The organism is Pseudomonas profundi, assembly GCF_008638305.1.
GTDB classification, from domain to species: domain Bacteria; phylum Pseudomonadota; class Gammaproteobacteria; order Pseudomonadales; family Pseudomonadaceae; genus Halopseudomonas; species Halopseudomonas profundi.
In genome coordinates this window covers 36,511-56,041 of sequence record NZ_VTPZ01000009.1, presented here as the reverse complement: position 1 = coordinate 56,041, position 19,531 = coordinate 36,511, and the positions used below count along the sequence as shown (strand labels likewise).

Here is a 19,531-nt window from a genome sequence, read left to right as displayed (position 1 = left end):
AAACTGTACATCCAGTCATCAAAGCGGAGCTCAGCATTGGCAGCACTCAGATACCTGAGCGGTTACGGTCCGGACCTGCGAAACCAGGTGCAGCAGCTGATTGAAGCCAATAAGCTCGGCACCTGGCTTGAGCAACGTTACCCGCCAGCAGCTCTACACTTGATCCAGAGCGACGCCGCGCTGTACGACTACACCCAGCGCCTCAAACAACAGCACATGCGCAGCAGTGTGCCGGTGAGCAAGGTGTATTTCGATACGCGCATGCACGTCATCGATAACGCCCTGGGCCAGCACCAGTTCGTCAGCCGCGTACAGGGCGGCAAGCTCAAGCGCAAGAACGAAATCAAAGTCTCCGCGCTCTTCAAAACCCTGCCCGAACCCTTGTTGCGCATGGTCGTCGTGCATGAACTGGCACACCTGCGCGAGAAGGAGCACAACAAGGCCTTCTACCAGCTGTGCCAGCATATGGAGCCGGACTATCACCAATTGGAACTGGATCTGCGGTTGTTTTTGACGTTGAGGGGGTAAGTGGTCAGGTCCAGCTCAAATACAGGTACTCCCCCCATCCACTGGTAGTGCAATACCGGTGGTAAAGCCTGCACCTTCCGAGCACAGATACAGCACGGCGGCGGCGATTTCTTCGGCTTTGCCGATGCGGCCGATGGGATGCATCGCAGCGGCGATCTCGGCTTTGCGTGGCTCGATCTCGGCGGCGCGGCGGAACATTTCGGTATCGATTACTGCTGGGCAGACGGCGTTGATGCGCACGCCCCTCTTGGCGTATTCGACGGCTGCTGAGCGCGTGAGGCCCAATACGGCGTGCTTGCTGGCGGCGTAGATGCTCATTTTGGGTGCTGCGCCGAGCGCGGCAATGGAGGCGGTGTTAACGATGGCGCCGCCACCGTGCTTGAGCATCAGCGGGATTTCAAAGCGCATGCACTGCCAGACGCCTTTGACGTTGACGTCCATGATGCGGTCGAACACCGCCTCGTCGCCGTCGGCCAGCTTGTGCTGTTCAAACTCGACGCCGGCGTTATTGAAGGCGCAGTCCAGGCGGCCGAAATCGTTTTCGATCATTGCCAGCAGCGCTTTGACTTGCTCGGCGTCGGCTACGTTGCAGCGGCTGAATACGGCCTCACCGCCGCGCTCACGAATGCCTGCTACGACCGCCTCACCGCCGATGGCATCGATATCTGCCAGTACCAGGCGCGCACCCTGCGCAGCAAAAGCTTCGGCGGTTGTCTTGCCGATGCCGGCGGCGGCGCCCGTTATTAATACGACCTTGCCCGAAAACGCTGAACTCATAACCATGTGCTCCTGAGCGATGGGCGCTGCCCAATGCTGCGCTCCGCCGTGAACAGGGAGAATACCAACGCGCGAGGTCAGTTTCGTCTGGATCAGAGCTGTTGTTTACGCATCATGCTGGTGGTTGATAAGTCGCGTCAGTGAGACTTTCTGGCAGGGTTGAGACAATCGTCAGCGGCCTTCCACGCTGGGCTGAATGGTTTTGTGAACTTCTAACGTTCGCGCGTACTCTTCAGGTTGCACGATAAAACCGCGTGCTTGAGCGTTTATAGTCCGGAGATGCAATGCCACGACAACCTACTGAAGCCGAACAACGAGCGATACTTCAGCGGCTGGACAAGTTCAGCCGTTTCACTGACAGCAGCATCGGTCTGCCTTTCACCCGGTTCAAGATCGGGGTCGAGGCCATCGTTGGTCTGATCCCGGGTATCGGTGACCTGCTGGGGTTGGCGATGGCAGGCTATGTATTGCTGGAGGCGCAGCGCGCTGGTGCGAGTGGCGAGGTGAAGCGGCGCATGCTGCGTAATATCGGCATCGACTTTGTCGGCGGTCTGATACCGGTGGTGGGGGATGCCTTCGATGCCGTCTTCAAGGCCAACACGCGCAACACCCGATTGCTGCAGAACTATCTGAACACGCAGCTGGAAGTAGAGCCGCCCCCGTCATCGTTCCCCTGGAAGATTCTGATCGGTTTATCTGTGCTGTTTGCCGGTATTGCTGGCGGTGTGGCCTTTCTCTTGTGAACGCGCGGAGGCAGGTCTCGCGCCAGCGCACGCCAACGGAGGGTTAATCCCGAACTATACAAATGTCGTTTGGCATCACACCCCCCGTTCGTTATTCCAGATCAACACATGCAGTTGCGGCAGTATCTGCGGCCGGTACCAGCGATCAGCGATTACCCGCCCGACCAACCAGCGCAACTGTGCATTCAATGCCTCTATGTCGGCTTCGCGGTCCGGTTGCTCGGGAGTAGCCGGAGCGGGGTTGCAGGGCTGTAGATACAGGGGCAGTTGTGGGTATAGGTCCGCCAGGGCTTTTGCCCACTGGTAGTCCGCCTCGTCGGCTATCACCAGCTTGAGACTGACCTGGGTGTCGGCGCCGGCAGCGGCCAGGCAGGCCTCGAAGCGCTCCCGGCGGAAGGGCATACCCGAGGAGGGCGGTTTAGGGCTAAGCGTGAGGTGATCGAGCATATCGAACCAGGCCTGTGCCTTACTGCCCTGGGTTTCCATGGCAAAGCGGTGGTCCTGCTGGTGCCCGAGCCGTAGTAGTTCAGCGAGCGGCTGCAACGCCGGGTTGCCGCCGGAAAGCGTTACCAATATCGGGTCGCCGCCACCCAGCCGGTTCACCTCGGCAAGGATCGCTTCGGCAGTCATGCTCTGCCAGTCTGCCCGAAAGCGTGGTTCCACCGCATAAAGGGTGTCGCACCAGCTACAGCGAAAGTCGCAGCCGCCGGTGCGCACGAAGACGGTGGGCACGCCGATCAACGCTCCTTCGCCCTGGATGGTGGGGCCAAAGATTTCACTGATGGCGATCACGGTCGGTACTCCGCCGAGGTCTTGGGCGTCTCCGACACCATCGCTGCGCTCACCTCAGGCCAGCGAGCCCGGGCCCAGTCGTACAGGTGCCGGGCAAGGCGTTCGGCGGTGGCGCAGTCGTCCCCCAGCACCTCGTTGAGGTGGCGGTGATCCAGCTCGGCGTCGATGTACTCCTTGAGCGGCTTGAGTTCCAGGTAATCACGTACGAAGCCGTACTGGTCGAGGGTCTCACTGCGCAATTCGATTACTGCCACGTAGTTGTGGCCATGCAAGCGGGCACATGGGTGCCCGGCGGGCATCTGCTTGAGCTGGTGGGAGGCGGAAAAGTGAAACTCTTTCCTTATGGTGTACATGGCTTGACCTTCGCTACTGCTTTGCGCCAGTACTGCTGGTCTTTATAGGCCGTGGGATCGGTCACTCCGGCGAGAGCCATGGCTTCGATGCGCTCCACGCAGGTGCCGCAGCGGCCGCAGTGAATGTCGCCACCCTCATAGCAGGACCAGGTCTCGGCCACCGGTACCGCAAAGCGCGCGGCGTCACGGGCGATCTCGGTCTTGTCCAGGTTGACGTAGGGGGCCAGTAACGTCACCTCGGCTACGCCCTCTAGCGCTTTGGCCTGCATCTCGCCGAATAAGCGGATGAAGTCGGGTCGGCAGTCGGGATAGATGAAGTGATCGCCGCCGTGCACGGCCAGTGCCACGGTGTCGAGGTCGCGGGCAGCGGCGATGCCGAAGGCGATGGTGAGCATGATGGCGTTACGGTTGGGCACCACCGTCACCTTCATGTTCTCTTCGCTGTAGTGACCATGGGGCACGGCGATGTCATCGGTCAGGGCCGAGCCAGATAGTTGGCGGCCGATATGACCGATGTCCATCACCAGGTGGGGCACCGCGAGCCGCTCCGCGCACTGACGGGCTGCATCGATTTCTTTGCGGTGGCGCTGACCGTAGTCGAAGGTCAGCAGGGCGCCGAGGGACTGCTCCGCCGCCAACCGGTAGGCCAGCGTCACGGAGTCGAATCCGCCGGAGCAGATCAATAAAGCATTCATAGGTGTCCTTGTTTTGTCCGGGTAGGCTGCGACCGGGTAAGCGGGCGCATTGTAACGAACGGACCTGTCTTGTCCACCGTAAATGGCTTTCAGCGTTATGCTTCGATCAGCTACTCTGGCGCAGGCTTGCACAGCTCTAGCGCAGCGGTGGCGCACCCTGAAGCGGGTGTGACAGCATGGCCGCTGGTTTTTTTCGAATGTGAGGGTGCCATGAAACAGATATTCATCATCGGCGGTGCCGGCAAGATTGGCCGCCATCTGGCCCGACAACTGGCGCAGCGAGGCTATCAGCCTCATGCGCTGCACCGTGACCAACGGCAGACGGATGGATTACGTGACCTGGGTGCAGTCCCGGTACTCGGCGATCTGCTTGAGCTGAACGCCGACGACTTGGCGGCGTTGATGAGCGGCTGCGATACGGTCGTGTTCACCGCCGGTGCTGGCGGCAAGGGTGGCCCACAGATGACCAAGGCTATCGATGGTCAGGGGCTGGAGCTGGCTGTTGCTGCGGCGCAAAAAGCGAAGGTGAAGCGCTTCCTGCTGGTATCGGCCTTCCCCGAGGCCGGGCGCAACAGGGTGGTTTCCGATACCTTTGAGAACTACATGGCAGTGAAAAAACGCGCTGATGTGTATCTGGCGGGCTCCGATCTGGACTGGGTCATAGTACGCCCCGGCACGCTGCTGGATGCGCCCGGAACCGGCAAGGTCCATGCAGGCCCGGCCATTGCCTATGGAGAGGTGTCACGTGAGGATGTCGCGGCAACCTTGCTCGAAGTGATCGAACAATCGGCGCTGAGCAGGGAGATTATCGAGCTGACCGAGGGCGATACGCCAGTGGCAGAAGCTATTCAGCGACTCGTGCGCCAATGACCAGCCACGCCTGACGCTCGGTAGTACAATTGGCGTTACGGTCATCCCCAGCGCTCAAGCCGCTGATCATTGGTGAACTACAACATGCGCGAAATCGGTTTAACGGTACTGCTGCTTACCCTGAGCAACGTGTTCATGACGTTTGCCTGGTACGCCCACCTCAAGGAATTGAGCTCCAAGCCCTGGATCATCGCCGCGCTGATCAGCTGGGGCATCGCTTTCTTCGAGTACATGCTGCAGGTGCCGGCCAACCGCATCGGTTACGGTGTGCTGTCCCTCGGGCAGCTCAAGATCATGCAGGAAGTCATCACACTCTCAGTGTTCGTACCCTTTGCCGTGTACTACATGAAAGAGCCGCTCAGGCTGGATTATCTCTGGGCTGGCTTGTGTATTCTGGGTGCGGTTTTCTTCATCTTTCGGGGTGAGCTGGCGGGTGCATGATATTGTTTCGCAATGCACACCCGTGGAAGCTGAACCCTTCGCTCTGAGCTGCCCTGGCTAATCACCGCTTATAAGCGATCCTGATGTGTCGCTCTGCCGATGCATAGTCACCTTGGGCGCCGCTGCGAATATGCTAGTGTCGGATCCACATTGCAGGCGGGCGTTCATATGCGCGCATTGCTGGCTGCCATAGCCTATGAGGAGATGACGGGTGAATTACGAAGAGGTCGTATTCGGACGGCGCAGCATTCGCGCGTTCAAGCAGCAAGCAGTTCCACGTAGTCTGATTGAGGAAGTCATTGCCCTGGCTATTCGGGCGCCGTCCTCGATGAATACGCAGCCATGGCATCTGCATGTGCTGACCGGGGAGCCGCTGGACCGGATTCGCGCCGAGAATACCGAACGTATGCTGGGTGGCGTGCCGCCATCCAAGGAAAGCCGCGGGATCGATGCCTACGAAGGGGAACACCGGGACCGGCAGGTAGAGATTGCGGTGCAACTGTTCAAGGCCATGGGCATCGCCCGTGACGACAAGGATAAGCGCCAGGACTGGATACTGCGGGGCTTCCGTCAGTTCGATGCGCCGGTTTCTGTTGTGGTGACTTACGACCGCGTACTGCGTGACGGCGACATCGCTCAGTTCGATTGTGGCGCGCTGGTCAATAGCCTGGTGAACGCCGCCTGGTCCCGCGGTTTGGGCTGTGTGGTGAACAGTCAGGGCATCATGCACTCACCGGTAGTGCGCGAGCATGCGGGCATTCCTGATGATCAGGTGATCATGATCTGCGTTGCGATGGGCTATCCGGATGAGGATTTTCCGGCCAATGCGGTGGTGTCGAAGCGTCGCGCTGTCGACGAAGTGGCGACCTTTGTCGGATTCAACCAGACGGTTTCATAGCGCGAACAGCCACAAAAAATTAACCGGATTCAGGACAGCATGGATCCGGAATACCCCTCGAGCGCCTTGAAAATCAGCAATACCCCCGTAAGCACCAGTAACCCATACACCACCTGACGGAACCGCTGTTCATCCAGGCGGTGATGCAGGTATTCGCCGAGCAGCACACCAACCACCAGCAGTGGCAGATAGAGCACCAGGCGGGGCAGGCTAGGGATCAGGGTGCCGTCGAACAGAAATAGCGCAGTCAGACAGCTGTTCAAGGTGAGCCAAACGACCAGCAAGGTGGCGCGCATGCGGCTCTTGTCGAGCTGAATGCCGCCGATAGCGTAGACCAGCAGCGGGCCACCGGAAGCGAACAAGCCGTGGGTGATGCCAGCGCCGAAGGCCAGGGCGCGGCTGAGCCTCAGCGGGTGCGGCGTGATTTTGATGCCGCGGTACATGCGCAGGAGTTCGCGGCTGGCGAACCAGAGTACCAGCATACCGAACAGCAGTTTCAACAGGTCATCGCCGAGCCAGGGACGCAATGCGTAACCCGCCGCCGTGCCCAATAACATCAGCGGCAGGATCAGCTTGAGCAGTACCGGCCAGTAGATATGCCTGTGGTTGCGCCAGACCAGATAGGCGGTCATCAGAACGTTGAGCGGCACCACCACCGGCATCATTTCCGGTATCGGCAGTATCAGCGCGCCCAGCGATAGTGCGATGACCAGGCTGCCAAAGCCGGTTACGGCTTCAATGGTGTAGGCCAACAATATGAACAAACCGAGCCATAGCCAGGGATCAAGCAGCATTTCTAATGCCTTATTTGAGTATGGGGTAAGCCAGGCCGCGCTGGCCGAGGTGGAGCTCGGCCGTCCCTAGGGAGCGCGGCCTGGGACCGTCGAGTTCCATCTCGATGAAAAACGGTTTCTGAGACTCCGCTGGTCGAGATGGAACTCGACCTTCCCAGTACAGGGTATCGCGATATGGCGTTAGCGTAACTCACTAGCGAAGCGCTTACGTACCTGGCGCAGGTACAGTGATGGCGCGATGCGCCAGAGCAGGCTGCCGAAACGTGAGACCGGTTCAGGCAGTATCCAGCGCTTGCGCCGTTGTAGTCCGTCATCAATCAGTTTGGCCATCCATTCGGCGCTGCGCATGCCGCCGACCATTGAACGCGGATGTTTGGCGACGCTGCCATCGCGGCCCAGGGCGTGGTGTTCGATGGGTGTGTCGAGAAAGCTTGGGTAGGCGATAAGTATGTGGATGCCATCGGCTTCCAGCTCCAGGCGCAGCACCTCGAAGAACTGCGTCAGCGCACTCTTGGCGGCGCAATAAGCCGCGCGGCCAGGCACGGGCATCCAGCCGGCCATCGAGCCGATACAGACGATCGAACCCCCTGATTCGCGCAGCAACGGCAACGCGGCCATCGTCAGTTCCACCGGGCCCTGCCAATCCACGGCCATGACCTTGCGAAACACCGCCGGATTGGTTTGATGCGCAGGGGAGCGATGGGTGATGCCGGCATTGTTGACCAGCAAGTCGAGCCGGCCGAAGCAATAACGCACCTCATCGATCAGATAGCAGATGTCGGCGGCCTGGGTAATATCCGCCGTGACAGTCAGCACCCGCTCCGCGTCGCCCAGTTCTTCAGCGCGGGCGGCCAGGCCTTCGGCATTGAGGTCGGCCAGCACCAGGCTGTGCCCTGCGACAAACCAATGGCGCGCCATGGCCCAACCGAGGCCGGAGGCGGCGCCGGTGATCAGCGTTACGTGCATGGGATACCTATTAAGTTATTAGCTGGAAGCCTGATGCGGGAAGCTTGAAGCAGTCCGAGTCAGCTGAAATTAAGGTGATAAAGCCTGCCTGGTGCAGTTGACAGAGAAAGCGCGCCACCCACACTGACCAGCTTCCAGCTTCCAGCTTCCAGCTTCCAGCTTCCAGCTTCCAGCTTCCAGCTTCCAGCTTCCAGCTTCCAGCTTCCAGCTTCCAGCTTCCAGCTTCCAGCTTCCAGCTTCCAGCTTCCAGCTTCCAGCTTCCAGCTTCCAGCTTCCAGCTTCCAGCTTCCAGCTTCCAGCTTCCAGCTTCCAGCTTCCAGCTTCCAGCTTCCAGCTTCCAGCTTCCAGCTTCCAGCTTCCAGCTTCCAGCTTCCAGCTTCCAGCTTCCAGCTTCCAGCTTCCAGCTTCCAGCTTCCAGCTTCCAGCTTCCAGCTTCCAGCTTCCAGCTTCCAGCTTCCAGCTTCCAGCTTCCAGCTTCCAGCTTCCAGCTTCCAGCTTCCAGCTTCCAGCTTCCAGCTTCCAGCTTCCAGCTTCCAGCTTCCAGCTTCCAGCTTCCAGCTTCCAGCTTCCAGCTTCCAGCTTCCAGCTTCCAGCTTCCAGCTTCCAGCTTCCAGCTTCCAGCTTCCAGCTTCCAGCTTCCAGCTTCCAGCTTCCAGCTTCCAGCTTCCAGCTTCCAGCTTCCAGCTTCCAGCTTCCAGCTTCCAGCTTCCAGCTTCCAGCTTCCAGCTTCCAGCTTCCAGCTTCCAGCTTCCAGCTTCCAGCTTCCAGCTTCCAGCTTCCAGCTACGCGTCAGCGCCTGAGCCCGTTCGTTTCGACAAAATACTCGAATGTCTCCGCGGAGGTCTTGGCCAACGGATAACCAAATTCCTCTTTCAGACGACGGTTGCTAAGTACCGGGCGATAACGCAGAAAGTTGACCTGCTCTGGCCCGGTGGGTTTGCCGCGCCATTTTGCGATTTGTAGCCCGGCTTTGACCAGCCACACCGGCAGGGTCAATAACGGCTTGTTCAGGCGGTGTGCAATGTCCTGCATGGTCAGCGCGCCATCACCGGCCATATTGAAGATGCCGGTCTTGTCTTGCCTGATGCCCACGGCCATGGCGCCTATCACGTCCTGATCCCAGATGAACACGAAGGGCGAATCGCTGCCCTTGAGCGCAAGAATGCGCGGCGCCATGAACAGGTTGGTGATCTGGTTGCGCGTCTCGGTGCCGAGCACCGTGCCAGGGCGGAAGATCAGCTGGCGTAGTTGCGGCTGGCGCTCCCGGTAATCGGCAAGCATCTCTTCAATCAGCCGCTTGTGGTCGGAGTAGGCAAATTCGGGATTTCCACGCAGGGCGTCCTGCTCGTCTATCCAGGCCGGATTGTCCGCATGGTAACCATAGGCGGCTCCGGAGCTGGTGACAGTCAGGTGCTGCACGCCGGCTTTGATGCAGCATTGGAGCACGTTGCGGGTGCCGTTGACGTCGATGTCGTAATCACGGGCGCGGTCCGGGGAAGCCTGGAGCACCGAGGCCAGATGCACCACGTGGGTAATCTGCTCGCGCTCCAGTAGCTCGGCCAGGGACGGGGCCCGCACATCGGCGATCGCCAGCGGAAAATGCAGGTCGTCACGCGCGCGCAAATCGGTGCCGGTCACCGCAAAATGCTCCGCCAGGCGATTGCCGAGTTGGTGGCCGATATAGCCGGCCGCGCCGGTGATCAGTATGCGTTTAGTCATGTGCGGTCCGCGCCCATATCTGCGAGAGAGTGATGCCCGACACCAGATGCCAGACGCCCCAGAAGGCAGTAATCAACATCATGCCCCCGGCTTCGGGAAAAAAGGTGAACAGAATGACCAGGCCCAGCCCCGAGTTCTGGATGCCGACCTCCATGGTCACCGCTCGACGGTCCGCCACGGGTAGCTTGAGCAGCAGCCCCATACCGTAACCCAGCGATAAGGCCAGCAGGTTATGCGCGACCACCAGCCAGAAAAAGCTATGGAAGCGCTCGAGGAACAGGCCGAAATTGTTGGTGAAGGCGATCGCGACGAAGCCCAGAAATACCAGCAGCGAGATGATGCGCAGGGGTTTTTCGCTGCGGGCGACCAGGCCTGGCAGTCTACGTCCGACCGTCATCCCGAGTACCAGCGGGAGCGCCAGGACCAGCAGCACCAGCAACAGAATGCCGCCCGGCTCCAGCGTGATCTGCGTCAGGTATTCGCGGGTGTGCGGGTTGAGCCAGCCATAGAAGGCGAAGTTCAACGGTGTCAGCACTGTGGCGGCCAGGCTGGACACCGCCGTCATGCTGACCGACACCGCAACATTGCCGCGGGCCAGCCAGGTCATGATGTTGGAGAAGCTGCCGCCTGGACAGGAGGCCACCAGAATCATCCCCAGCGCCAACTCGGCATCAATCTGCAATGCCCAGGTGAACAGACAGGTCGCCAGCGGCAGCAGCAGGAACTGGGCGAACAGCCCGGCCAGAGGCGCGACGGGCGCCATAGCGATGCGCTTGAAGTCTTCCAGGCGCAGGCTCAGCGATACGCCGAACATCATGCACGCCATGATGATGTTGAGCAGGATCAGACTGGCCGGGTCGAACTGGATCGGCAGCGCGCCGCTCACGCTGCGGGCACCGGCTTGGCATCGTCGACGCTGAGCCCGCTCTGCAAAGCGGTAATGTGCTCGGCCAGCGTCTTCAGGTATTCATCCTTGTTCACGTAATAGGCCATGCGCGGCAGCTTGATGTAATCGTAGCCGCCATCGAGCGTCACGCCGGCGCGCTCGCGCTTGATCTTGTCGAACGCCTTGGCAGGCTGCGCGTTCTGCTGGCGCTGGCGGATATACAGCGCCACCAGCCGCGCCTGCTGATTACGACCCTCCCAACCCAGCCCTGCGGCTTCGATCATGCCCATCATGAACAGATTGTCGTGCCCGGGGTGGAACACGTTCATGTACAGCTGCGGTGCGTCCTGGTTGGCGGGCCAGTTCAAATGCTGGCGCTTGATGAAGGGATAATCCAGCAGGTAGCCGGTGGACATAAGGATCAGGTCGTATTCCTTGCTCTGACCATCGGTGAAGGTGACCTGTTTGTCGCTGACCTTGCTGATATCGCGTCGCGCGTGGATATCTCCGTGGCCAAGGTGATGCAGGATCAGCGAGTTGATCACCGGGTGGGATTCATACAGTCGATAGTCCGGATCGGGCAGGCCGTAGTCCGAGGGCTTGCCGATAACCATGCGGATCATCGCGCCATCGACGCGTTGCTTGAGCGCACGCGGCAGCTCGATCTTACCGCCCAGGGTGTCGACCGGGCGGCCCTTGATGAACTTGGGTACGAAGTAATAGCCGCGGCGCAGGCTGATATCCACCGACTGCGCGTGGTGGACTGCATCCACGGCGATGTCGGCGCCGGAATTGCCGCAGCCGACTATCAGCACCCGCTTGCCCTTGAACACATCGGGCGTGCGGTAATCAGAGGAATGCATCAGCTCACCGGCGAAATCGCCGGCCAGCGCCGGCATGTTCGGCTTGTGCAGGGTGCCGTTGGCGATCAGTACCCCATCGAACAGGCGCGCTTGTTGTTGGCCGTCACGCTCGGTGGTCACTTCCCATTGCGCGCCGGCGGGTTCGACGCTGAGCACCCGGGTACTGAATTCATAGTGGCGGCGCAGTCCGAAATGGCTGGCGAAATCCTGGAAATACGTCTTCAGCGCACTGTGGTGCGGATAGGGCGCGACGTCATCCGCCATCGGGAATTCCTTGAACTCCGTCATGCGCTTGGAGGAGATCAGGTGTGCGGTCTCGTACAGGGTGCTGTGCGGGTTATCGATGTCCCATAATCCGCCAACGTCGCTGTGCAGGTCGAACCCGGTGAAGGGGATGCCGAATTTCTGAAGGTTACGGGCTGCGGCCAGGCCCATCGGACCTGCGCCAATCACGGCATACATGGATGCTACCTCGGAAGTCTTTGTTGTTATGCTTGCCAGTCTAAGGGATGCGCTGCACGGCGTATCGCACCAAACAGGACAAAGGACCGGCAATTCAGGCCATGGGCGACACTTCCGAACACAGCGTCACGCCGCTATACAGTCAGGCGATCGTGCAGGCGGCCGAACGTCAGGGCCTGGCGCTACCGGCGGAATTGCTGGCAGAACTGCGCCCGGATCAGCGCGTACCGCTGGCGCGTCAGGGCGCGCTGTGGGAAGCCTTTTGCGCAGCCAGTGCTGACCCTCTGGCTGGCCTGCGCCTGGGACTGGAAATGCAGATTGGCCATCTGGACAGCGCCGGCATGCTGTTGGTGACCTCCGACACGCTTGGCGAGGCGCTGGACGAGTTGGTTGAATACGCCCCGGTGATCGGTGATGGCGGCGAATTCAGCGTGCGCCACGCCGGTGAGCAAGTATTTATCGATTATCAGCCGGACTATTCCGTACGCCAGGCCGAGCGGGTCGAAGCGGTGCTTGCCAGCCAGCTCAACCTCACGCGCTGGGCCACCGGCGGGCGCTTCCGTGCCGCCGGCCTCTGGCTCAGCCATGCGCCACTGACCGGGTTGGATGACTATGCGCAACTGATCGATTGTCCGCTGCATTTTGACGCGGCGCATAACAGCCTGGGGTTTGCGGCGCAGCAGCTCCATCTACCATTGATTCAGGCCAACAGTTCCCTGCGCGAACACCTGCGCCAACTGGCCGATCAGACCCTGGTTACGCTCGGCCAGCACAGCCTGACGGCCGCGGTGCAGCGCCTGGTTCGGCAAAACCCGCGTTGGGGCAAGGAACGCGTCGCAGCCGAACTGGAATTAAGCGGCCGACATCTCAACCGCCGCCTCGCGCAGGAGGGACTGTCGTTCAAAAGCCTGCGCGAAAGTGTACTGCAGCAGATGGCCTGCCGCGCGCTGCGCGGAGAGCAACGGGTCGCGCAGATCGCCGAGCAGCTCGGCTTTTCGGATGAAGGCGCATTCGTGCGCGCATTCCGGCGCTGGCAGGGCGTGACGCCAGCGCGTTATCGCGATACATCGCAGGGCCGGATTGAGTTCGGCTGAGGCCGATTCGCACCAGTCGAACGAATCGGTACAGATGCGTTTTCCGTAGAAATCAGGTTATGCCCCGTCCCTGGGCGCAGCGCTAAAACAACCCCATGCCCCAAGCCACCATAAACAGCACCAGCGAGAAGCCCCACATCAACCACAGCGAGTAGCGAATGTGCCGTCCCAGGTCCAGTCCCGCGAGGCCCAGAGCTAACCAGAGCGCTGGGGAGAAGGGGCTGATAAAGGTGCCGATGATATTGCCGATGATTAGTGCATAGACCACTTCGGCAGGTGCCACGCCGTGACTGCCGACGACTTCAAGAGTGACTGGCAGCAGGCCGAAGTAATAGGCGTCGGTGCTCAGCACCAGCTCCATGGGCAAGCCAAACAGACCCAGGACAATATGCAGCATCGGTACCATCGACTCCGGTAAAACGCGCACCAGGTCCTGGGCGATGGATGAGAGCATGCCCGTGCCAGTGAATATCCCGAGCATCGAACCCGCAGCCAGAATGATCATGCCCATGCTCAAGGCCGAGGGTGCGTGTGCGGCCATGCGTGCCATTTGCGCCTTGCCGCCCGGATAGTTGATTAACAGCGCCGCAGATAGGCCAATCATAAAGACGTAGCCAGCAGGGAGTACGCCGGAGAACAGTGCCACGATCACCAGTAGCAATAGCAGGGCGTTGATCCAGATACGTTTGGGGCGCTGCAATGCCAGTTCTTCCTTGGACAGGGTCTGCAGTCCTTCAAAGGTGCTTACTGTCTCGTCCGGCTCGATGCTGACGACCGCGTTCGCGATGCGGCGTTGTTCCCGCCAACCGAGAAATACGGCCATCGCCACCAATAGACCCGCACCAAAGATCTGCACCGGAATCAGGCCGTGCCACAGCTCGGTGACGTCGATGCCTGTCACTGCTGAAGCTCGCCCAAGCGGTCCTGCCCAGGGCACCATATTCAGAATGCCGGCGCCCAGGGCCAGTAATAGCAACATCAGGTACGGGCTCATACGCAGCTCTTTGTACAACGGCAATAGTGCCGGCACGGTAAGCAGAAAGGTGGTCGCGCCCGCGCCGTCCAGATGAGCCAGCATGCCGATGACTGCCGTGGCCACGGTCACGGCTATCACGTTGCCCCGTGTGACTTTCACCATTGCATTGATAATGGGACGAAACAGCCCGGTATCCTGCAGCACGCCGAAAAAACTGATGGCAAACACGAACATGGTGGCGATGGATATGACACGTTCCAGGCCTTCGGTATAGAAGCCTGATATGGCCTCCGGCCCGAAGCCCGCAAAAAGTGCGCCGAACAGCGGAACTACTATCAGTGGCAGGACAGGGGACATACGCCCAACCAGTAGCAAAACTACCAGGCTGCCGATGGTCAACAGGCCGATCAGGGTCAGCATGCCGTTACCTCCTCTTCTTTTTAGGTGTTTGAAGCTGGGCGCGGAGTGTAAGGAATGAAGCTTTCATGAACCTGACATGAATTTCAGGGACAGGAGAGCAGCTGACCGCGCGCGGCGCGCGGATGCTTTTGTTGCTAGCTGAACTGAAACCGGGCTCGGTGCGGCTCAGCTGGCAAAGCTGATCCGCACCAACAAGCCGCCTGTGCTGGCCTCGTGCAGGCTGATTTCAGCGCGATGGGCGCGCACTATCTCGCCAACAATCGACAAGCCCAGCCCACTCCCGGCACTGCTCTGATGGTAAAAACGCTCGAACACACGAGCACGCTCTTCCGGCGGAATGCCGGGGCCGCTGTCTTCCACTTCCAGCAGTTGATCGGCGCGCAACCGCAGGATGATCTGGCCACCTGGCGGCGTATGCTGCAGGGCATTGTCGATCAGATTGCCGAGCAGTTCCTGCAGCAATGTCGGCTCGCCCCAGACCGCAAATTCGGCTTCTACTTCCAGCGCCAGCGCCACTGCCTGGCTGTGCGCCAAAGGCGCCATGGCCATGGCCAGTTCCTGCACTAGCGGTGCCATCGGCACCTGCTCGGCGCTGCCTTCTGCTACAGCCCGCGCACCGCGCTCGATACGCGCCATCGACAGCAGCCGGTTGGCCAGCTGAATGGTGCGATCAGTACTGTGCTGCGCCTCGTGCAAGGCCTGGTGCCAGTCCGCCGAGCGCTCGCTGCGCAGTCCCAATTCAATACGTGCCTTGAGCGCCGCCAGTGGTGTGCGCAACTCATGCGAGGCCTCGGCAATGAAATCGCGCTGCCGCTCGAAGTTCTCCTTCAGTCGGCCAGTAAAGTGATTGATCGCCTCGACCAACGGCACCACCTCCCGTTGTAGGCCGCCGGTGCTGATCGGCCGCAGATCATCGCTGCGTCGCTCGGCCACCTCGTTGCGCAAGCGGTGCAACGGGCGCAGCGCTGCGGTAATGGCCAACCAGGCCAGCAGTAGCGAGCTGGCGGCCAGCACACTCAGGTTGGTCAACGACTGGCGCAGCAGGTCGCGCGCCATGCGCTCGCGGGCCTCCAGCGTTTCCGCCACGCGAATCTCTGCCATGCCCTGGACGCTGGCGCCGCTGATCGGCTGCAACAGGCTGACCAGTCGTACACCCACGTTGCGGTATTCGTCGTCATAGAAGCGTGCCAGCGCCGGGTAGTCGTCTGTCATGGCGATGCTGTCGTCGGCCGCTGGCAGATCTTCATAGCCGGATATCGAGCGACCCTGCATGTCGAGCACCTGGTAGTAGAGGCGGCCGGTGATGTCGTAGGCGAAGTTGTCGAGCGCTATATAGGGCACTTCCACCGAGAGCTCGCCTGCATCGTTGTACAAACGTTCGGCAATGGTGCGGGCGGAGGAGAGCAGCGAGCGGTCGTAGGCGGTATCAGCGGCGCGGCGCGCATTGAGATAGGAGGCCGTGCTGCCCAGCACCAACAGGAGCGAGAGCACCAGCGCCAACCGCAATAGTAGCCGGCCACGCAGGCTGCCCGCGGCTTTCATTCCTGGGTTTCCAGCAGATAGCCCAGCCCGCGGAAGGTGACGATGCGCACGCCGCTGCCTTCCAGCTTGCGGCGCAGGCGTGAGATGTAGATTTCAATCGCCTCGGGGTTGGCGTCCTGATCCAGCCCGAATACCTTGCCAGCCAGCTGTTCCTTGCTCATCAGCCGACCGGGACGGGCGATCAGGTTTTCCAGCACGGCCTGCTCGCGTGAGGGTAGTGGTAGCGACTGCCCAGAGAGGCTGAAGCGTCGATCGTTCAGGTCATAAATCAGGTCGCCACACTGCTGCTGGCGTTCACCGCCCATCAGGCTGCGGCGCAGCAGGGCATTAACGCGGGCTTCCAGCTCGCTCAGCTCAAAGGGTTTGGCGAGATAATCATCGGCGCCCAGATTCAGCCCACGCACCCGGTCGGCTACTTCGCTACGTGCAGTGAGCATCAATACCGCCAGCGTCTGGCCGCGCTCGCGCAGTTTGCGTAGCACCTCGAATCCATCCTGGCGGGGCAGGCCCACATCCAGGATCGCCAGGGCGTAATCCTCGCTGCGCAGGGCCAGGTCGGCGGCCACGCCGTCGTGCAGGCTATCTACCGTCCAACCCGCGCTCTTGAGTGCGCGAGCCAGGCTGTCAGCCAGTTCAGAGTCGTCTTCTACTAGCAGGATTCGCACTGCCGCTCTCTCTTGCAAAAGTTCCGTTGGGTTCAGTGTACACCGCCGGTCAGCGGCCGCCATCGCGCGACTGCCGGCGGAAAGCATGAAAGGTTGCTGAAAGGTTGACGCACTAGCATCGCTCGACGATCACGCACCAACCGCCACAAACACAAAAAAAATAACGGAGTATCCGTATGACTGTACCTACGTGTCGGCGCCGCCATTTCTCTTGCCCGCTGCTCGCTACTGGCCTCGCCACTGGCACGCTGTTGCTGGCGCCTTTCGCCCAGGCCGAGGGTTTTGTCGAAGACAGCAGCGCCGAGCTGAGCACCAGTAATATCTACTTCAACCGTGACTTCCGCGAAGGCGATGGCCAATCCAAGCGCGAGGAGTGGGCCCAGGGTTTTATTCTGCACGTCAACTCCGGCTTCACCCCAGGCACCGTCGGTTTTGGCCTGGACGCAGAGGCGATGCTTGGCCTGAAGCTTGATTCCAGCCCGGATCGCACCGGCACCGGCCTGCTGCCCACCCATGATGACGGCCGCGCCGCCGACGAATACAGCCAACTGAATCTGACCGCCAAAGCGCGCATTTCCGAGTCGCAACTACGGGTCGGCAGTCTGCTGCCCAAGCTACCGACGCTGAACCCGAACACCAGCCGCATTCTGCCGCAGACCTTCGAAGGCGGCATGGCGACGATCAATGAATTCGACGACCTGAGCATCAGCCTTGGCCGCCTGACCAAGGCCAAGGACCGCAACTCCACTGACGCCCAGGACATCACCTCGAACAACAAGAACCAGCGTTTCGGCGGCTCGTTCGAGGCAGACCATTTTGATTGGGTTGGGTTGGACTACACGTTCATACCCAGCCTGGCGGGCAGTTATCATCTGGCACAACTGGATGATATCTACCGCCAACATTTTATTGGCTTGACCCACCGGTTGGCACTGGGCGAGGGCAGCCTGAAGTCTGAGCTGCGCGTGTCCGTTTCCGAGGAGCAGGGCGCCGCCCAGGCTGGCGATATCGATAACCAGGCCTGGCAGGGTCTGTTCAGCTATGCCATCAACGGCCATCGCTTCGGTTTCAATCTGCAGAAAATGCGCGGCGACAACGCCTTCCCGTATATCGACGGCAGCAATCCCTACCTGGCCAACTTCGTGCAGATCAACGACTTTGCCGAAGCCGGTCAGCGTTCAGCGCAAGTCCGTTATGACTACAACTTTGCCGATCAGGGCCTGCCCGGCTTGAGCTTTATGAGCCGTTACACCAAGGGCGATCAAGCTGAACTGGTCGCCGGTGGTGAAGGCTCGGACTGGGAACGCGATACCGAACTGCAATATGTCATTCAGCACGGACCGCTGGAGAACCTGGGTCTGCGCTGGCGCAACGCGTCTTATCGTTCCAGCTATGCCCGTGATGTGGATGAGAACCGTCTGATTGTCAGCTACAGCCTGCCAATCTGGTAAGCAGCAGTCCTGCGAATCACTGCGGCGATATCGCCTAAAATAAGAAACAAGAGGAACCACCCATGAAATCAGCTCTGTGTTCATCCTTGCTGGCCATTGCCTGCCTTGGCATTGCCACCTACACACTGGCCGACGAGCCAAGCCGGCCCGAGTGCATTGCTCCGGCTTCGCCCGGCGGCGGTTTCGACCTGACCTGCAAACTGGCGCAGAGCGCGCTGCTGGATAGCGAGAAGATCAGCCGTCCGATGCGGGTGACCTACATGCCCGGCGGTATTGGCGCTGTAGCCTATAACGCGGTGGTCGCCCAGCGCGCTTCGGAAGGCGGCACCATTACCGCGTTTTCCAGCGGCTCGCTGCTCAATCTGGCCCAGGGCAAGTTTGGCCGCTTTGATGAGAACGCCGTGAAATGGCTGGCGGCGGTTGGTTCCAGCTACGGCGCCATCGCCGTGCGCGCCGATTCCGAGTTGAAAACCCTGGATGATCTGATTGCAGCAATCAAGAAAGACCCCTCCAAGGTCGTGATTGGCTCCGGCGGCACCGTTGGCAGCCAGGACTGGATGCAGACAGCGCTGGTTGCGCGCACTGCCGGCATTGATCCACGCAAACTGCGTTATGTCGCCATGGAAGGGGGTGGTGAGCTGGCCACCTCATTGCTGGGCGGTCACATCCACGTTGCCAGCACGGATATCTCCGACTCCATACCGCACATTGAAAGCGGTGGCATCCGCATCCTCGCGGTGCTGTCCGATGAGCGCCTGCCGGGTGATTCGGTTGCCGATATCCCCACTGCCAAAGAGCAGGGCTACGATGTCAGCTGGCCGGTGATTCGCGGTTTCTATATGGGTCCGGACGTCAGCGATGAAGACTATGCCTGGTGGAAAGGCACCTTCGAAGAGATTCTCGCTTCCGAGGATTACGCCACCTTGCGCGAACAGCGCGAGCTCTTTCCCTTCTCCATGACCGGGGACGAGCTGGATACCTACGTCAAGCAACAGGTCGCCGATTACAAGCAACTGGCTTCCGAGTTTGGGCTGACGCAATAACCCGAGCGCTATGCAACCCGTTAGCTTCATTCAGTAATCCGACCCTGACGGCCGGTGGCGCAACGCCCCGGCCTGTACCCGCGAGGACTCCATCATGTTGTATCACCGCCTGTTTGCGGCGTGCCTGCTATTGGCCTGCGTCGGCCTTGGCCTGACCGCCTGGGGTTATCACGCGCCCTATTCCTACGAACCTGTTGGACCAAGGGCCTACCCGTTGATGCTGCTTGTTCTGCTTGGTGCCGGCGCGCTGTTACTGGTCTGCAAGCCACGCCTGGAAACCGGCGATGAGGCTGAACCCAGGATAGTCCCGGCAATGCTGCGCAAAACCCTTATCTGTCTGGCGTTGATGCTGGCGCTGGCTGCGTTGTTTGAGCGGGTCGGTTTCATCGTCACCGCGACACTGTTTGGCTTCGGTATGGCGCGCTTGTTCGGGGGCCGCTGGCTGCCCAGCGCAATCCTCGCCGTGGTACTGGGCATCGGCCTGTACTTTCTGTTTGACCGCATTCTTGACGTGCCGCTGCCCATGGGTGTGCTGGCCGTACTGGAGAACTGA

The 19,531-nt window shown here is 60.5% G+C and carries 21 protein-coding genes; 9 read left to right on the top strand and 12 right to left on the bottom strand.

The features are described 5' to 3' along the window. Positions 1-36 precede the first annotated feature (36 nt). Entirely contained in the window at positions 37-528 is a 492-nt protein-coding gene (locus FZE95_RS12995) for a M48 metallopeptidase family protein (protein WP_223825057.1), read from the top strand. Between the two features lie 15 nt (positions 529-543). On the opposite strand, the gene FZE95_RS12990 is transcribed toward FZE95_RS12995, so the two are convergent. Continuing rightward, positions 544-1,305, bottom strand: coding sequence for an SDR family oxidoreductase (locus FZE95_RS12990; protein ID WP_150301293.1), 762 nt, complete (start codon positions 1,303-1,305; stop codon positions 544-546). A 284-nt stretch (positions 1,306-1,589) separates the two neighbouring features. Here FZE95_RS12990 and FZE95_RS12985 point away from each other — a divergent pair, with 284 nt between their 5' ends. Continuing rightward, positions 1,590-2,048 carry a DUF4112 domain-containing protein gene (locus tag FZE95_RS12985; RefSeq protein ID WP_150301292.1) on the top strand — a complete coding sequence of 153 codons (459 nt, stop codon included), beginning with the start codon at positions 1,590-1,592 and terminating at the stop codon, positions 2,046-2,048. Positions 2,049-2,123: 75 nt separating this feature from the next. On the opposite strand, the gene queE is transcribed toward FZE95_RS12985, so the two are convergent. From queE to queC, 3 genes are read right to left on the bottom strand one after another with little or no spacing between them, the layout of a single operon-like run. Beyond that, entirely contained in the window at positions 2,124-2,840 is a 717-nt protein-coding gene (gene queE / locus FZE95_RS12980; RefSeq protein ID WP_150301291.1) for a 7-carboxy-7-deazaguanine synthase QueE, read from the bottom strand. Beyond that, entirely contained in the window at positions 2,837-3,193 is a 357-nt protein-coding gene (locus tag FZE95_RS12975) for a 6-pyruvoyl trahydropterin synthase family protein (RefSeq protein WP_150301290.1), read from the bottom strand. Before FZE95_RS12975 ends, queE begins: the two co-directional genes overlap by 4 nt. Next, positions 3,181-3,888 carry a 7-cyano-7-deazaguanine synthase QueC gene (queC, locus tag FZE95_RS12970; RefSeq protein ID WP_150301289.1) on the bottom strand — a complete coding sequence of 236 codons (708 nt, stop codon included), beginning with the start codon at positions 3,886-3,888 and terminating at the stop codon, positions 3,181-3,183. Before queC ends, FZE95_RS12975 begins: the two co-directional genes overlap by 13 nt. Before the next feature lie 210 nt (positions 3,889-4,098). Between queC and FZE95_RS12965 the strand changes: the two genes are divergently transcribed. The 3 genes from FZE95_RS12965 to FZE95_RS12955 all read left to right on the top strand — a co-directional run bounded on the left by FZE95_RS12965 (position 4,099) and on the right by FZE95_RS12955 (position 6,097). Then, positions 4,099-4,758: an SDR family oxidoreductase gene (locus tag FZE95_RS12965; protein ID WP_150301392.1), complete on the top strand. Its 660-nt coding sequence runs from the start codon at positions 4,099-4,101 to the stop codon at positions 4,756-4,758. An 84-nt stretch (positions 4,759-4,842) separates the two neighbouring features. After that, positions 4,843-5,199, top strand: a complete 357-nt coding sequence (locus FZE95_RS12960; protein ID WP_150301391.1) for a DMT family protein — start codon at positions 4,843-4,845, stop codon at positions 5,197-5,199. A 211-nt stretch (positions 5,200-5,410) separates the two neighbouring features. Then, complete coding sequence (locus FZE95_RS12955; protein ID WP_150301288.1) at positions 5,411-6,097, top strand: nitroreductase; 687 nt, start codon at positions 5,411-5,413, stop codon at positions 6,095-6,097. Positions 6,098-6,126: 29 nt separating this feature from the next. On the opposite strand, the gene FZE95_RS12950 is transcribed toward FZE95_RS12955, so the two are convergent. From FZE95_RS12950 to FZE95_RS12925, 5 genes are all read right to left on the bottom strand, one after another. Further along, positions 6,127-6,891: a sulfite exporter TauE/SafE family protein gene (locus tag FZE95_RS12950; RefSeq protein ID WP_190324562.1), complete on the bottom strand. Its 765-nt coding sequence runs from the start codon at positions 6,889-6,891 to the stop codon at positions 6,127-6,129. 180 nt (positions 6,892-7,071) lie between these two features. Beyond that, positions 7,072-7,857, bottom strand: coding sequence for an SDR family oxidoreductase (locus tag FZE95_RS12945; RefSeq protein ID WP_150301287.1), 786 nt, complete (start codon positions 7,855-7,857; stop codon positions 7,072-7,074). A gap of 789 nt (positions 7,858-8,646) precedes the next feature. Further along, positions 8,647-9,576 (bottom strand): SDR family oxidoreductase, encoded by a 930-nt coding sequence (locus FZE95_RS12935; RefSeq protein ID WP_150301286.1) that lies wholly within the window; start codon positions 9,574-9,576, stop codon positions 8,647-8,649. Then, entirely contained in the window at positions 9,569-10,402 is an 834-nt protein-coding gene (locus FZE95_RS12930; RefSeq protein ID WP_150301388.1) for a bile acid:sodium symporter family protein, read from the bottom strand. The genes FZE95_RS12935 and FZE95_RS12930 overlap by 8 nt, the downstream gene beginning before the upstream one ends. A 56-nt stretch (positions 10,403-10,458) precedes the next feature. Further along, positions 10,459-11,787 carry a flavin-containing monooxygenase gene (locus FZE95_RS12925; protein WP_150301285.1) on the bottom strand — a complete coding sequence of 443 codons (1,329 nt, stop codon included), beginning with the start codon at positions 11,785-11,787 and terminating at the stop codon, positions 10,459-10,461. Between the two features lie 101 nt (positions 11,788-11,888). Between FZE95_RS12925 and FZE95_RS12920 the strand changes: the two genes are divergently transcribed. Beyond that, a complete protein-coding gene (locus FZE95_RS12920; RefSeq protein ID WP_150301284.1) occupies positions 11,889-12,881 on the top strand; it encodes an AraC family transcriptional regulator in 993 nt (330 codons plus the stop codon). 82 nt (positions 12,882-12,963) lie between these two features. Here the strand turns inward: FZE95_RS12920 and FZE95_RS12915 are convergent, their stop codons facing one another. From FZE95_RS12915 to FZE95_RS12905, 3 genes are all read right to left on the bottom strand, one after another. Continuing rightward, on the bottom strand, positions 12,964-14,277 hold the full coding sequence (locus FZE95_RS12915; protein WP_150301283.1) for a CitMHS family transporter: 1,314 nt from the start codon (positions 14,275-14,277) through the stop codon (positions 12,964-12,966). 165 nt (positions 14,278-14,442) lie between these two features. Then, a complete protein-coding gene (locus FZE95_RS12910) occupies positions 14,443-15,819 on the bottom strand; it encodes a sensor histidine kinase (protein ID WP_150301282.1) in 1,377 nt (458 codons plus the stop codon). Next, on the bottom strand, positions 15,816-16,484 hold the full coding sequence (locus FZE95_RS12905) for a response regulator (protein ID WP_150301281.1): 669 nt from the start codon (positions 16,482-16,484) through the stop codon (positions 15,816-15,818). Before FZE95_RS12905 ends, FZE95_RS12910 begins: the two co-directional genes overlap by 4 nt. Before the next feature lie 176 nt (positions 16,485-16,660). Between FZE95_RS12905 and FZE95_RS12900 the strand changes: the two genes are divergently transcribed. The 3 genes from FZE95_RS12900 (at position 16,661) to FZE95_RS12890 (ending at position 19,531) form a co-directional block, all read left to right on the top strand. Further along, positions 16,661-17,935 carry an OprD family porin gene (locus tag FZE95_RS12900; protein ID WP_150301280.1) on the top strand — a complete coding sequence of 425 codons (1,275 nt, stop codon included), beginning with the start codon at positions 16,661-16,663 and terminating at the stop codon, positions 17,933-17,935. A 62-nt stretch (positions 17,936-17,997) separates the two neighbouring features. Further along, complete coding sequence (locus tag FZE95_RS12895) at positions 17,998-18,978, top strand: Bug family tripartite tricarboxylate transporter substrate binding protein (protein WP_150301279.1); 981 nt, start codon at positions 17,998-18,000, stop codon at positions 18,976-18,978. Positions 18,979-19,072: 94 nt separating this feature from the next. Then, a complete protein-coding gene (locus FZE95_RS12890) occupies positions 19,073-19,531 on the top strand; it encodes a tripartite tricarboxylate transporter TctB family protein (RefSeq protein WP_150301278.1) in 459 nt (152 codons plus the stop codon).